The 13205-nt window shown below is 43.4% G+C and carries 13 protein-coding genes; 7 read left to right on the top strand and 6 right to left on the bottom strand.

Features of this window, described 5'->3' with window-relative positions:
- The first annotated feature begins 57 nt into the window (after positions 1–57).
- The 3 genes from AYW76_RS11225 to AYW76_RS11215 all read left to right on the top strand — a co-directional run bounded on the left by AYW76_RS11225 (position 58) and on the right by AYW76_RS11215 (position 4124).
- Positions 58–1899 carry a DEAD/DEAH box helicase gene (locus AYW76_RS11225; protein WP_067219923.1) on the top strand — a complete coding sequence of 614 codons (1842 nt, stop codon included), beginning with the start codon at positions 58–60 and terminating at the stop codon, positions 1897–1899.
- A 109-nt stretch (positions 1900–2008) separates the two neighbouring features.
- Positions 2009–3043: a dihydroorotase gene (pyrC, locus tag AYW76_RS11220; protein ID WP_067219920.1), complete on the top strand. Its 1035-nt coding sequence runs from the start codon at positions 2009–2011 to the stop codon at positions 3041–3043.
- Between the two features lie 586 nt (positions 3044–3629).
- Positions 3630–4124, top strand: coding sequence for a DUF411 domain-containing protein (locus tag AYW76_RS11215; protein ID WP_067219918.1), 495 nt, complete (start codon positions 3630–3632; stop codon positions 4122–4124).
- A gap of 39 nt (positions 4125–4163) precedes the next feature.
- Here AYW76_RS11215 and AYW76_RS11210 read toward each other — a convergent pair whose 3' ends face one another.
- A complete protein-coding gene (locus AYW76_RS11210) occupies positions 4164–5048 on the bottom strand; it encodes an AEC family transporter (RefSeq protein ID WP_067219915.1) in 885 nt (294 codons plus the stop codon).
- Positions 5049–5201: 153 nt separating this feature from the next.
- Here AYW76_RS11210 and AYW76_RS11205 point away from each other — a divergent pair, with 153 nt between their 5' ends.
- The 3 genes from AYW76_RS11205 to AYW76_RS11195 all read left to right on the top strand — a co-directional run bounded on the left by AYW76_RS11205 (position 5202) and on the right by AYW76_RS11195 (position 8634).
- Entirely contained in the window at positions 5202–5636 is a 435-nt protein-coding gene (locus tag AYW76_RS11205; RefSeq protein ID WP_067099432.1) for a MerR family DNA-binding protein, read from the top strand.
- On the top strand, positions 5633–8173 hold the full coding sequence (locus AYW76_RS11200; protein ID WP_082866202.1) for a heavy metal translocating P-type ATPase: 2541 nt from the start codon (positions 5633–5635) through the stop codon (positions 8171–8173). Before AYW76_RS11205 ends, AYW76_RS11200 begins: the two co-directional genes overlap by 4 nt.
- Before the next feature lie 122 nt (positions 8174–8295).
- A complete protein-coding gene (locus AYW76_RS11195) occupies positions 8296–8634 on the top strand; it encodes a hypothetical protein (RefSeq protein ID WP_067038097.1) in 339 nt (112 codons plus the stop codon).
- Here AYW76_RS11195 and AYW76_RS11190 read toward each other — a convergent pair.
- A complete protein-coding gene (locus tag AYW76_RS11190; protein ID WP_067219911.1) occupies positions 8615–9826 on the bottom strand; it encodes a sugar transporter in 1212 nt (403 codons plus the stop codon). The two genes, AYW76_RS11195 and AYW76_RS11190, sit on opposite strands and share 20 nt — an antisense overlap.
- Positions 9827–10031: 205 nt before the next feature.
- On the opposite strand from AYW76_RS11190, the gene AYW76_RS11185 reads away from it, so the two are divergent.
- Positions 10032–10793, top strand: a complete 762-nt coding sequence (locus AYW76_RS11185) for a CLCA_X family protein (RefSeq protein ID WP_067219908.1) — start codon at positions 10032–10034, stop codon at positions 10791–10793.
- Positions 10794–10833: 40 nt separating this feature from the next.
- Here AYW76_RS11185 and AYW76_RS11180 read toward each other — a convergent pair whose 3' ends face one another.
- The 4 genes from AYW76_RS11180 to yjjX all read right to left on the bottom strand — a co-directional run bounded on the left by AYW76_RS11180 (position 10834) and on the right by yjjX (position 13164).
- The gene (locus AYW76_RS11180; protein WP_067038091.1) at positions 10834–11028 is read right to left on the bottom strand and encodes a hypothetical protein; all 195 of its coding nucleotides are present in this window, start codon (positions 11026–11028) and stop codon (positions 10834–10836) included.
- Between the two features lie 288 nt (positions 11029–11316).
- Positions 11317–11442 carry a DMT family transporter gene (locus tag AYW76_RS18970; protein ID WP_269448103.1) on the bottom strand — a complete coding sequence of 42 codons (126 nt, stop codon included), beginning with the start codon at positions 11440–11442 and terminating at the stop codon, positions 11317–11319.
- Between the two features lie 472 nt (positions 11443–11914).
- Positions 11915–12616, bottom strand: a complete 702-nt coding sequence (yjjG, locus tag AYW76_RS11175; protein ID WP_067219905.1) for a pyrimidine 5'-nucleotidase — start codon at positions 12614–12616, stop codon at positions 11915–11917.
- Positions 12613–13164, bottom strand: a complete 552-nt coding sequence (gene yjjX, locus AYW76_RS11170; RefSeq protein WP_067219903.1) for an inosine/xanthosine triphosphatase — start codon at positions 13162–13164, stop codon at positions 12613–12615. Before yjjX ends, yjjG begins: the two co-directional genes overlap by 4 nt.
- Positions 13165–13205: the final 41 nt, after the last annotated feature.

Raw genomic sequence — 13205 nt, 5'->3', positions numbered from 1 at the left:
ATTTTTTCGGTGCGAACACTCGCACGTCTCTTATCCTATTTAAAGGTTACAATCTACATGTCTGACGCTGATATTCAGCCTACTTTTGATTCTCTGGGTCTGGCCGCCCCAATTCTTAAAGCGGTAAACGAACTAGGTTACGAACAACCCTCTGCCATTCAGGCGCAAAGTATCCCATTTTTGTTAGAAGGGCATGACCTTCTAGGACAAGCGCAGACAGGTACGGGTAAGACGGCGGCTTTCGCACTGCCATTGCTATCTCGCATTGATGTAGCAAACAAATTTCCACAGTTATTGGTGTTGGCGCCAACTCGTGAGTTGGCTATTCAAGTTTCTGAAGCGTTTCAGAGCTACGCTCGCCACATTCCTAATTTCCATGTATTACCGATTTACGGTGGTATGTCATATGACTCGCAATTACGTCAACTTAAACGTGGTGCGCAAGTTGTAGTCGGCACACCAGGCCGTGTAATGGATCACATTCGTCGTAAGACGCTTGTACTGGATGGCTTACAAGCGCTAGTACTTGATGAAGCCGATGAAATGCTTCGCATGGGATTCATCGACGATGTTGAGTGGATTCTTGAGCACACGCCTAAAACACGCCAAATTGCTTTGTTCTCTGCAACAATGCCTTCGGTTATTCGTAAAGTAGCTAACCAGCATCTTAACAATCCTAAAGAAGTTAAGATTCAGACTAAAACGTCTACAGCTATGACGATTACCCAGAAATACTGGCAAGTAAGCGGTCTTCATAAGCTAGATGCGTTAACTCGTATCCTAGAAATGAATGAACACGACGGTATGATCATTTTCGTACGTACCAAAGCAGCAACCGTTGAACTGGCTGAAAAGCTAACGGCTCGTGGCCATGCGTGTGAAGCGTTGAATGGTGATATCAGCCAAAACCTTCGTGAGCGTACTGTTGACCGTATCAAGAAAGGTCAAATTGACATCTTGGTTGCGACAGATGTTGTAGCTCGTGGTCTTGACGTTGAACGTGTAAGCCATGTTGTAAACTATGACATTCCTTACGATACTGAGTCTTACGTTCACCGTATCGGTCGTACTGGTCGTGCAGGTCGTTCAGGCACTGCGATTCTATTCGTTGGTCATCGCGAACGTCGTATGTTGCAACAAATTGAACGTGCTACTCGCCAAGTAATTGAGCGTATGCAGCTTCCAACTGCGTCCGATATCAATGAGCAGCGTATCACTCGTTTTAAAGACCGTATTACAGATACAATTGATAATACCGATCTAGACTTCTTTATTGAACTGATGGAAGGCTATCAGAAAGATAACGAAGTTGACCCAACCAAAATTGCTGCAGCACTAGCATTCATGGCTCAAGAGAAAACGCCATTAGTGTTGAAAGAGGCTGAAGTTAGAGCTCCTCGTGAGCGTTCTGAGCGTGGCGATCGACCAGATCGTGGTGAACGCGAACGCGCACCACGTAACAATAAGCCGCGTAATGTTACTAAAGAAGCAATGCCACTTAAAGATGACCCATCAGTTGAAATGAAACGTTTCATCCTGAAAGTCGGTTATCGTGATGGTGTTAAGCCAGGCAACATCGTGGGTGCGATTGCAAATGAAGCTGATCTAGATAGCCGTTTAATCGGTCACATCGAAATCTTTGAAGATTTTGCAACGGTTGATCTTCCAGCGAAAATGGACAAGCAAGCACTTAGCAAATTGGCTAAGACGCGTGTTTGTGGTCAACGCTGTGATCTAACTGCACTAGAAGATGCTGGTGAGAAAGCTTTCGAACCACGTGCTGAGCGTCCTGCAGGTAATGCTCGCCGTCGTCCAAGTAACGATCGCAAGCCACCACGTAGTGGTGCACCGAGTGGTAAGGAACGCAAACCGCGTCCTCCTCGTTCGAACGACAGTTAATTGCAAAAAGCCGAGCCTAGCTCGGCTTTTTAATGAACAATATTTACGCATGGTGTATTTAATAGACTCGTGCGATAACGGTAAAAAATAGAGATAGGCAGGTTTAGTGATGGATCAAATTACGATTATTCGTCCCGATGATTGGCATTTACACTTTCGTGATGGGGATATGCTTAAGGAAACTGTAGCAGCAACAGCACGCTGTTTTGCTCGTGCGATTGTCATGCCAAACCTTGTTCCCCCTGTTATAAATGCTGAACTTGCTGTGGCTTATCGTAGCCGTATTGAAGCAGCCATTCCTGTCGGTTCAGATTTCACGCCATTAATGACTATTTATTTGACAGATAAAACGTCGGTAGAAGATATCCGTGCTGCGAAAGCGGCAGGTGTTGTCGCTGCTAAGATGTATCCCGCAGGTGCAACGACAAATTCTGATTCGGGTGTTAGTTCATTGGATTCTTTGTATCCTGTGTTTGAAACACTTGCTGATGAAGGTATGTTATTGCTGGTTCATGGTGAAGTGACGCAGAAACATATTGACATTTTTGACCGTGAAAAAGAGTTTATTGATCAGCATTTAATTAAAATCGTTGAGCGTATTCCAACATTAAAAGTTGTGTTTGAGCACATCACCACCAAAGACGCAGCAGATTTTGTCATGTCTGCACGTGACGGTGTTGCCGCAACGATCACACCACAGCATTTATTGCTAAATCGTAATGACATGCTAGATGGCGGTATACGTCCACATAACTATTGCTTACCTGTGTTGAAGCGTTCTACACACCAAGAAGCACTTCGAGCTGCGGTGAAATCAGGCTCATCAAAGTTCTTTTTAGGCACAGACTCTGCGCCGCATGCCCAACATCGTAAAGAATCAAGCTGTGGTTGTGCTGGTTGTTACAGTGCGTGGTCTGCGATAGAGCTCTACACGCAAGTGTTTGATGAACTGGATGCATTAGATAAATTAGAAGGCTTTGCAAGTCTACATGGTGCAGATTTCTACGGTTTGCCTCGTAATGCGGATACCATTACGCTTGTACGTGATGAGTGGGTGGTACCTGATTCGATTATGCTTCCATCTGATGAGCCGATCGTACCATTTTATGCGGGTAAAACGGTTGGCTGGCGATTAAAAGCGTAGTCAAAGTACAAGACAGTATACGATGTACAAGAAAGAGGCTTTGAGTCTCTTTTTTTCGCCTATAGATCAGCTCTGTAAACAGATATGTACTTTATTCAAATCATGTAAACATGACGTATAATTAAGGTAAATCATGGGATTTAGAACTTGAGTCAGATTTAATTCATGTCCGAGCTGATAAGATTAGTACCGACTTTTACGGTGCATCAATTTTTATCGCCTATGAGATTACTATTCGTGATTAGCTGTATTTTACTGAGCATGTTCAGCTTTTCTAGTTCACTTAATGCCAGCACTCATGATACAACACGCATTGTGGGCGTAATGACGCGCGCGCCAGCATCGCATCATTACATTGATGAAAACTGTATAAAAGTATCCTGCTGTTTTATATGTCATGCGATTTACGCAATGCCGCCCCAGAACCTTACCAGCCGTAGGGCCAATATTATCAAGCCTGAAAGGTATCCTAACGCAAAACCTCTGTGGTTTTCTGAGCCATTTGAGCGCCCTCCAAAAAAAGCAAACGCTTAAATTCAACTGTAATTAAAGTCGCTTTAACACGTATGCATTTTGGAGTCATACCATGATAAACAGAACGTCCATTCTTACCACTTTATTGAGTTTAAATGTCTCTCTTTTCGCCGGTGGAGCAATTGCTGCCAGCGATACCAGCGTGGTTCAGAAAGTTATTGATGTACACAAAAGCCCAACATGCGGTTGCTGTACCGGTTGGGTAGAGCATATGAAGGAAAACGGTTATAAAACCCTATTACATCACGCCTCGAACCTTACGGAGCTTAAGAATCGGTCCGGTGTACCAGCCAATGCTCGTTCTTGTCATACTGCCATTTCAAAAGAAGGGTTTATCTTTGAAGGTCATATACCGGCTAAATTTGTCACTCAGTTCTTAGCAAACCCACCTGAAGGTGCTCTTGGGTTGATTGTCCCAGCCATGCCAATTGGCTCACCGGGCATGGAGTACAACAATCAATTTATGTCGTACTCAGTATTGTTGTTAAATGATGACGGCTCTGTTTCACCGTACGCAGAAATTAATCAGCCTGAAGACCAATACTAATCAGATAGGCCAGAGTGCTTCATGGCACCTGGCCGTTTTTTATTGGTATAGCCACCACACTGCTGCAGCTGAGATTAATGAAATAGGTAATGAAATCAGGATCATTAAGGCTATTTCATCTTTAGGGCCCGCGAACTTAGTTGCTAGCATATAGCTAATGACAGCGACAGACATGCCTTGTAAAGCAATGATGGTCGCTTCTTGAGCAGAGTTGAAACCAAACCACGGTACTATTAATGACGCTATCAAAACCCCAACGATTGGTCTAAAACAGGCCAATCCAATGGTACGATACAGTTTGGTTGAATCGCTAAAGTTTAAGTTCGCTAACGACTTGCCAAGTAGCATCAACATAATCGGTAAAGTTATTGCGCTTAACATTTCTAGCGTGCTCATTAGGGGCGTTGGGAGTGACACCCCTAATCCCAGTGACAATAAACCTAACAATAAAGCGACCACAGGCCCATTCTTTAATAGTTGCTTCGGATGGTAATCGCCGGACATAAAGCCTACACCTAATGTAAAGTGACTAACTTGGACTACGGAGCTGACGACCACGGCTGTAGCGAGTCCTTCTGTACCAAATAATGCGTAAGCGATTGGAATGCCAAGGTTGCCTGTATTTGGGTTAACCAGCGGTGCTAAATAGAATTGAGTGGAAAGCCTCACCGTTTTCAAAAAAACAAACGAGACTGCGGCCATGCCGGCTAAACAGGAAAGGGTGGCCGCTACAATTAAAAGCATTCCTCCAAAATCCATATTCATTTTTAAAACGGCTGTTAGTAAAAGAGCCGGCAGGCCGATATTAGAAACTAGGCTACTCAGCTGCGGATTGTCTAAATACGGTGTACTTTTTGCCAATAAAAAACCAAGGCTTGCTAATAATATAACGGGTGTTAACGCCGTGATAAATGCTGTCATCATAAAAGGTCAAATAGGTAGAAGATAAAAGAGCTCTACTTTACCCAGTCGATTTGCCGCTGTCTGCTTCGTTATTGAGTTAATTTTGAAAATGCATTTGACCTATGTGTTACACATAGGTTTTAAACTGAAAGTATTCAATCATTGGAGTCAGTTATGAAAGTCAGTGAATTAGCTAAATTTGCAGATGTGACAAGTGAAACCGTTCGTTATTACACCCGCGAAGGTCTCATTATTGCGAGTCGTAACCCCAATAATGGTTATCAAGAATACAGTATCGAAGCCCGTAGACGACTGCGTTTTATACAGCAAGCTAGAGAACTTGGTTTTAGCGTTAAGCAAATAAAAGAAATTTTAGATCAAGCCGATTCTGGTGATTCGCCATGTCCTCTTGTTAGAGATTTGTTGAGTCAAAAAGTCCCTGAGATTCGACAGCAGATTGCTCAGTTGCAATCTCATCTAGCAAAAATGGAAACCGCCTTAGCAGCTTGGGAAGAGATGGCCGACGGTGTGCCAAATGGGCACTCTATATGTTGTCTTATTGAGGAATGGGAAAACCCTGAATGTTGTTCGAAAGGAGATCAAGCATGAGCATGACAGAGAAGAATACAGCGCGCACTTTGGAGCTTAATGTATCTGGTATGTCCTGCCAGGGATGTGTGAGTAAGGTGCGCAAAGCCATAGAGCACCATGATCCTCATGCTGACGTGACAGGGTACCCAAAGGAGAATCGCTTAGTTGTTGAAAGTATATTAGATTCAGAGCAGATTGTGACTGTTATTGAGTCTTCAGGGTTTCACTATCAAGGGGCTTTTAATGAACCTGCTCATCTAGATAACAACACACAATCGAATGCTCATCTGGATGAGGCATTCAGTTCCAAACCTAGTGATGATGATCACGCTCAGTCAAATAAAAACGTCGATGAAGGCATACAATTATCCTTGTCAGGAATCACCTGTGCGGGTTGTGTTAACACGATTCAAAAAGCGCTCGACGCTTTACCAACTGTAACGCATGCGGATGTTAATTTTGCGAGTCGAACTGCTCAGGTATCAGGGAATGCCAGTACAGATGAGCTGATTAAAGCGATACAAGATGCGGGTTATGGTGCGGAACAAATTGTTGATCCTGCAAAAGCTCAAGATGAGCGCGCTCAACAAGAGAAAAAAGAGTACCTGAGGAAAGTTCGCTACTCTGTTGCGGGGTTGGTTGTAGGGGGGCCGCTCATGCTTTGGGGCTTGCTTGGTGGCTCCATGCATGTTGAAACCACGCACGATCAAATGATATGGGGAGCTGTTGGTCTTATTTCCTTGTTAGTAATGGTGTACGCAGGGCGTCATTATTACAGCAGTGCTTGGCGAGCTTTCAAACATCGCCATAGCAATATGGACACCTTAATCGCTATTGGTACTGGGTCTGCATGGCTGTATTCAATGGCCGTCGTCTTGAACCCTGAATGGCTGCCAAGCAATGCGCGGCATTTATATTTTGAAGCCAGTACGATGATTCTAGGTTTGATCAACTTAGGTCAAGCACTTGAAGTACGTGCGCGCGGCAAAACCAGCGCGGCATTAAAGCGCTTACTAGACCTTCGTCCAAGTAAGGCAACCGTCATTCGTAACGACAAAACCTACGAAATAGGCGTATCTGACATCGCTATAGACGATTTTATTCGAGTCAAAGCCGGTGAGAAAATTCCAGTAGATGGTTTAGTCACTGAGGGAAGTTCATCGATTAATGAGTCCATGCTCACTGGAGAACCTATCCCAGTGGAGAAATCTAAGGGAGATGCGGTTTCAGCAGGGACGGTAAATGGTAATGGGAGCATTGTGTATCGTGCAACGAAAGTGGGTGGCGATACGTTATTAGCACAGATCATCAGCATGGTAGGCAAAGCTCAAAACTCAAAGCCACCAATTAGTCGCTTAGCCGACAAAGTGTCGGCGGTATTTGTGCCAAGCGTTATGATTATCGCAATTTGTTCAGCGCTGGCTTGGTTTAACTTTGGCCCTCAACCTGTCGCCGTTAACATGTTGGTTGCCGCTGTATCCGTACTGATTATTGCTTGTCCATGCGCGTTAGGTTTGGCAACGCCTATCTCTACTATGATCGGAGTCGGCAAAGCCGCTGAGTATGGGGGCTTGATTCGCAATGGAGACGCCTTACAAAAAGCCAGTGAAATCACCACTATCGTTTTGGACAAAACGGGCACCATCACTGAAGGTAAGCCTAAAGTCACGGACGTAACACTGCATCACGACGAAGATAAAGTGAAAGCGATTGTTTATGCTTTAGAGTCTGGGGCCAATCATCCGCTTGCGCAGGCGCTCCTAGAATACGCAGAGCACTCTAACCAATCGGATTCTTTGCAAGTCACAGAGTTTGAGTCTGTAAATGGACAAGGGGTCAAAGCAAAGATTGAAAATAAGCTTTATCTTCTCGGTAATGAAGCACTGATGAAAAGTCATAACCTTGTTATTGAAGACAAAAATGATGCAATAGTGGGTTCTAAAGTTTACTTGGCTAATGAACAGACTATTCAGGCTGTGTTTTTGATAGAAGATGAAATCAAGTCAACGGCTCGTGAAGCAATCACACATCTGCACAAAGAGAATATCACAGTGATCATGCTCACTGGTGATAATGAAGCGACTGCTAAAGCGGTCGCTCAGGATGTATCGATTGATCATTACAAAGCGAACATGCGTCCACAAGATAAGCTGGATTATGTGAAACAATTACAAGCCAAAGGCGAAGTGGTTGGCATGATTGGCGATGGTATTAATGATGCTCCGGCACTGGCTCAAGCGGACGTTGGCTTTGCCATGGGAGGCGGAACAGATGTGGCGATGGAAAGTGCCGACATCACGCTGATTGGTAATGATTTAAATAATATCGCCAGTGTGATCGCCATCAGTAAAGCGACCCTCAGTAACATCAAACAAAATCTTTGGGGAGCTTTTGGCTACAATGCCTTGGGTATTCCAATCGCGGCGGGGTTATTGTTTCCATTTACGGGGTGGCTACTGAGTCCAGTAGTTGCTGGGGCCGCGATGTCGCTTTCATCCGTTACGGTCGTATTGAATGCAAATCGGTTACGTTTGTTTAAGCCACTTGTGAAATAGGAATTAAATAATGTCATTGTTTATTAATGTGTTGGGCTTTGCGGCGATTGTATTTATTGTTTGGTGGTTTTGGTTCAACAAAGACGCTTAATCATTGCGTGTTTAGCCCGTTTGAGGTGTATATGAATTTGGCTTTTTGTCACACCGTTCGTCTAAAGTTTAAACAAATTTCGTCAGTAGATGAATCGCTAGTAATGGCGTGTTTAGGCCAACTTGAATATGTGGATCGAATACACTTTGAATCAAAAAAAAGCATCATATCGTTTCGATATGATGCTTCTCAGCTCGAATTAGACATCGTTATTGACGTTCTTGATGCATTAGGCATTCGTCTTTATCGAGACTCCTATTGGTGGCGTTGCAAACTGGCTTTCGTCTATTATCTAGAGCGTAACATTCGCTCAAATGCTAGGCATGTACCGCATTGCTGCGGCAAGCCACCTAATGGCTTGCGCCGTTAGTGGCGACTGGGGTAATCCCCATACGAGCAATGTAAATCGCGACAAAGATACCAATAAAGGCAATGGCAGAAGCCACGTAACCAATACTTCCCAATCCCAATTGTTCGATAGAAATAGAGCCAACTAACGCCCCAGCACCAATTCCTAAATTGATGATGCCGGAAAACAGTGACATGATGATGTCCGAAGCATTGCTATCGACACTCAGTACCCGCGCCTGCATAGCTAAACACGTTAATAACAATGCCGCTCCCCAAACCACTGTAATAATCATCAAGGCTGTTGCGGAAGACAAAGCATAGGCTAAAAAGAACATGCAAATGGTCATACCAGCCGCGCTACCAATCATTAGCTGCTTTCCAAACTTCTCGCCAAGATAACTAAATAGTGTACTGCCGATGATACCTGCGAGACCAAAAGTCAGCAGAATAACCGTGGTGAAACTACTTGAGATACCGCCAAAATCCATCAAGAAAGGCTCAATGTAACTGTATGAGCCGTAGTGAGCGGTAAAGGCGAGAAATACAGCGAAGTACATCACAAATAACGGTTTATTCTTAAACACAGACTGGACTTTGTTTTTCAAATCGCCACGAGTCAAACTCGGAAGCTTAGGTAATAAACGAAAGACTAGAAATGTAATCACTAATGCAGCGAGTCCAATCACCTCAAAAGCCATCCGCCAACCCATTGCTTGTCCAATCATACGACCTAACGGAACGCCTAGAACCATGGCCATGCCGGTACCGGTTGCAAGCACACTCAAAGCGAAGTTCATTTTTCCTGGGGGAGCAACACGAATGGCGATGGATGCCGTGATGGACCAAAACACAGCATGGGCGAACGCTACACCAATTCGACTGATCATCAGGCTCTGGAAGTCCCAAGCAATGGTTGATAATCCATGGCTAATAATGAAAACCGTACAGGTTACTAGCAGCAGTAATTTACGTTCCATTCGGCTGGTAATCAGCATCATGGGCAATGACATAACGCCCACAATCCATGCGTAAATGGTAAGCATCCAGCCTGTCTGTGACGGTGCAATACCGAAATCGTTAGAGATGTCAGACAGTAGCCCTACAGGTACAAATTCTGAGGTATTAAAAATGAAAGCACAAAAGCCAAGCGCGAATACGCGTAAATATTGTATGCGGCGAGGTGTGTTTTCTGCTGGGGCAAGCTGTGTCATATGAATACCAAGGGCTTATTTAGGCGTATTAGAACCTGTATATTTTTCATTTTATAGCGATAAGATAAAGCCATAAATGAGAATCTAACATGTATTAGCAGCGATGAAAGATCGCTTAAGGGCTTTCTAGTGTCGCTTGTTTGTATATGACTCATCATGGGTGTGATAAAGTGCCCGAAATACTGTTAGTTGCTATAGACACCCCATGAGCCATCCAATCAATTTCGTCACGATTCGCCAGCAATTCAATTTTAAGAGTATTGAGATCGGACAGTGGGTTAAACCGAAAGAGCGTGATCGAGCTGCGAGCAATTTTTATTATGCTCTAATGGATCTTATGAACGTATTAAGTGTTCCGGAGTCGGTGATTTCTCTACGTCATTCGTTAGGGTTGCAATACGGTAAAGGAGGGCGACCAGGTGTTTCAGCACATTATGTGCCTGCAATACGTAAGCTTTCATTAGCCAAAAATGCTGGTGCAGGCAGTCTCGCACACGAATGGTTTCATGCGTTCGATCATTATATGGGACAAAAGATGTTTCCCATCGCCGATCGCATGCAATTTGCCTCTAAACTTTGGTTACATGAATACCCATATGGACCACATGCTTTAAATGATTTACTGGCTCAATGTTTTGAAGTGATCTTGTTGTCACAAGATGCCAAGCAAGCCAGTGATATGTTTATTGCGTCGCAGGAAACGGATGATCGTTTAGGCGTACTGTATTACTCAAGGCCAGAAGAAATGTGCGCCCGCGCGTTTGAAGCCTTTATAGAAGATTGCGCTCCTAACAGTCGATTTTTAGTTCGTGGTAGCCGTTATTCGGAGGAGGCAGAACGTGGGTTATATCCTAAAGGTGTACAAAGGCAGATGATTAATGAAATGTTTCGACAATACTTTTCGTTACTAGGCACAGCTGTAGCAGCACAAGAAAATCGAAAATATCAGGAATTAGCTAATATATAATGGATATTGTCTGCTTATTAGCTAATTCCTAAGTTGTTCATCAACTATCACTTAACCTTTTTTCGGGTGGTCTACTGCGCTCTTTTTGAGTGCCAGAAAGAGGGCGAATGTTACCTTGGTCACGAATAAAGCCGATATCACGCAATACGTGATCGTCTAAGTGTTTGAACGTTGCGTTAGTACGACGCTGCTCAAGTGAATCTTTAAGGTAGTTCATTAAGGCGATTAAGCTCATGGTAAGTCTCCAAAAGTATGAGACCGATAGAACTTACGAAGAAAGGAAAACTTTATTGACCGCGTAAGTTCCGCGGTCAATGTTGTAATCAAACACTAAACGCGACTAAGTCCAAATGTTCGGATGACATTTCGGGCATAGAGATTAGGTTTAGCAATTGATGTCGCCACGCAATGAAAATGCTCCATAACTGCCTCCTAAATTTCGCGTTATGTGTATAGAATAAAATTGTCTAAAAGACAGTCCTATTAACGTTTAAATAGAGATCTAAGTCAACGATCAAATTGTTTAAAAAATATGCATATCAGCCATCGCCATACCAATACGCTGCATCGCTAATACCATGATCACAACGTAGGGAACCCCAAGCATAGCACCGAGCAGTTGCCATTTAGGCACATCCATTAACGTTATTGTATTATTTCCAGATTGGCTTATCGGTCAATATTTAGGGTCTGGTGAATTAGTCCGATTATTAACAAGCCATGAATGTGCCATTAAAACAGAAGATCAATATGTGGCTGCTATTTACCCAAACTCGCGGCACCCATCAACGAATGTACGGGCTGTGATTGATTATTTTTCAGAAGTTTATGGTGAGCCGCCATATTGGCAAGAACATACTTTTCAACAAAAAAGGTGTGGTGCATAGCTTGATGTCTAAATATGCGATAACGGCTATAACCGTCGTAGACAGCGTCAAGCATTAGGACTTAACAAGTGCAGTTCTTGAGTCACTAAGGAAAATGATGCTTAGATCAAAGTTATGCATAAGCTTAAATAAAAAGCGTAATTAGATCCAAAAAGGCCGTATTTCTTAATATTACACTATTTCCGATAATAACATTTATCGGAAATAGTGGGCGTCTTTCCGTGTTGTCTTAATCTAATCTCGTGGCATTTTTTGTTTAAGCATGTCTAATAACTGATTCAGATTTGTTACGCTGTATGTTGGTTTAATGCCCTGATGGCTGGCGTTGTTATGGTTTAGCCAGCACGTATCGATGCCAGCATTAATTCCGCCTTGAATATCTGACTCGAGCGTATCGCCGATCATCAGAACCTTTGCTTTATCGTCGCTGCCTAATCCTAGTAAATCTAACGTATGTTCAAATACTTTTACGTTTGGTTTCGCCCAACCAATCTGCTCAGAAATAACGATGTGTTCAAACGCTGACTCTAAGCCCGTTGCTTTAAGGCGCTTTTGTTGTAATGCGGTAAATCCATTCGTCACAATGGTTAAGGATTTCTGTTGTGCTAACAAATGCTCAATAAGTTCTTTTGCACCCGCTAATGGTTCACAGATTAACGCCATGCTGTTCAAGAAACGCTCATTTAGATGCTTAGCTGAAACATTTAACGTATTGGCCCAGTATTCAAATCTGGTAATTTGCAGTGTTTCTGCGCTGATATCTCCGTTCTGATATTGCACCCAAAGCGGCTTATTAAGTTTCTGATACTCCTCAAAATGTGCCACATCAAAGTACACGTCAAATTGCTGAAACATATGTTGCAGCACTGCAAACGCATCAAATTTGAAAAGTGTTTCATCTGCGTCAAATAGAAAATGACTGTAACGATTGATCATTGATAAATCTCTTCATGTAAATATGGTGCCAATGCCAATATCAACGCCTGCATGTAGACACTTTCTCGAGTTTCAATCTTATTGGTGAAAATGCCAATGGCACCGCCTTTTTGGCGAATGTTTTGATCATTGAATAGATCATCCATTACATGAGCGAGTTCTTCACCCTGCTCTAATCTGCTGTACACCTTACGTGGTAAGGGTAAATTTGCGCTGCGTCCCGTGACAATACGGCCTTGTTGATCACGTATGGTGACGTATGCAAATGTTGCAGGACCTTCACTGAATGAATCCACGCCACCTTCCATGGCAACATAATAATCAAATTGTTGTTTGCTATCGCTGTGAGCGCAGAATGTTGCTCTATTTTGTGAGCCTAGTTTAGTATCCGCTTCATTCATGGGTTGGTCGGCAACGTTAGATGGTGCCGATATCTCTTCACAGTGGATAGCGCGAGTTGGGAACGCTTTAGCAAAAGCCTTCATTGCAGCGCCCTTTTTAACTGGGTTGTTTGAACCTACTAGTACTCGGATGACAGCATTAGACATAGGTAATCCTTTAAACAGAAAAAGGCCGCCAAAGCGACCTT

The sequence above is a fragment of the Marinomonas gallaica genome, assembly GCF_001639745.1.
In the GTDB taxonomy this organism is placed as follows: Bacteria; Pseudomonadota; Gammaproteobacteria; order Pseudomonadales; family Marinomonadaceae; genus Marinomonas; species Marinomonas gallaica.
Note: the sequence above shows the minus strand (reverse complement) of the source record. Positions and strands in the feature narration are given on the sequence as shown.

Bases quoted from the DNA above. Each gene is read 5' to 3' on its own strand.
- AYW76_RS11180 (WP_067038091.1), bottom strand. From the start codon at position 11,028: ATGAGCTTAATCGCCTTAATGAACTACCTTAAAGATTCACTTGAGCAG.
- AYW76_RS11200 (WP_082866202.1), top strand. From the start codon at position 5,633: ATGAGCATGACAGAGAAGAATACAGCGCGCACTTTGGAGCTTAATGTA.
- yjjG (WP_067219905.1), bottom strand. From the start codon at position 12,616: ATGATCAATCGTTACAGTCATTTTCTATTTGACGCAGATGAAACACTT.
- yjjX (WP_067219903.1), bottom strand. From the start codon at position 13,164: ATGTCTAATGCTGTCATCCGAGTACTAGTAGGTTCAAACAACCCAGTT.
- pyrC (WP_067219920.1), top strand. From the start codon at position 2,009: ATGGATCAAATTACGATTATTCGTCCCGATGATTGGCATTTACACTTT.
- AYW76_RS11215 (WP_067219918.1), top strand. From the start codon at position 3,630: ATGATAAACAGAACGTCCATTCTTACCACTTTATTGAGTTTAAATGTC.
- AYW76_RS11190 (WP_067219911.1), bottom strand. From the start codon at position 9,826: ATGACACAGCTTGCCCCAGCAGAAAACACACCTCGCCGCATACAATAT.
- AYW76_RS11210 (WP_067219915.1), bottom strand. From the start codon at position 5,048: ATGATGACAGCATTTATCACGGCGTTAACACCCGTTATATTATTAGCA.
- AYW76_RS11185 (WP_067219908.1), top strand. From the start codon at position 10,032: ATGAGCCATCCAATCAATTTCGTCACGATTCGCCAGCAATTCAATTTT.
- AYW76_RS11205 (WP_067099432.1), top strand. From the start codon at position 5,202: ATGAAAGTCAGTGAATTAGCTAAATTTGCAGATGTGACAAGTGAAACC.
- AYW76_RS11225 (WP_067219923.1), top strand. From the start codon at position 58: ATGTCTGACGCTGATATTCAGCCTACTTTTGATTCTCTGGGTCTGGCC.
- AYW76_RS11195 (WP_067038097.1), top strand. From the start codon at position 8,296: ATGAATTTGGCTTTTTGTCACACCGTTCGTCTAAAGTTTAAACAAATT.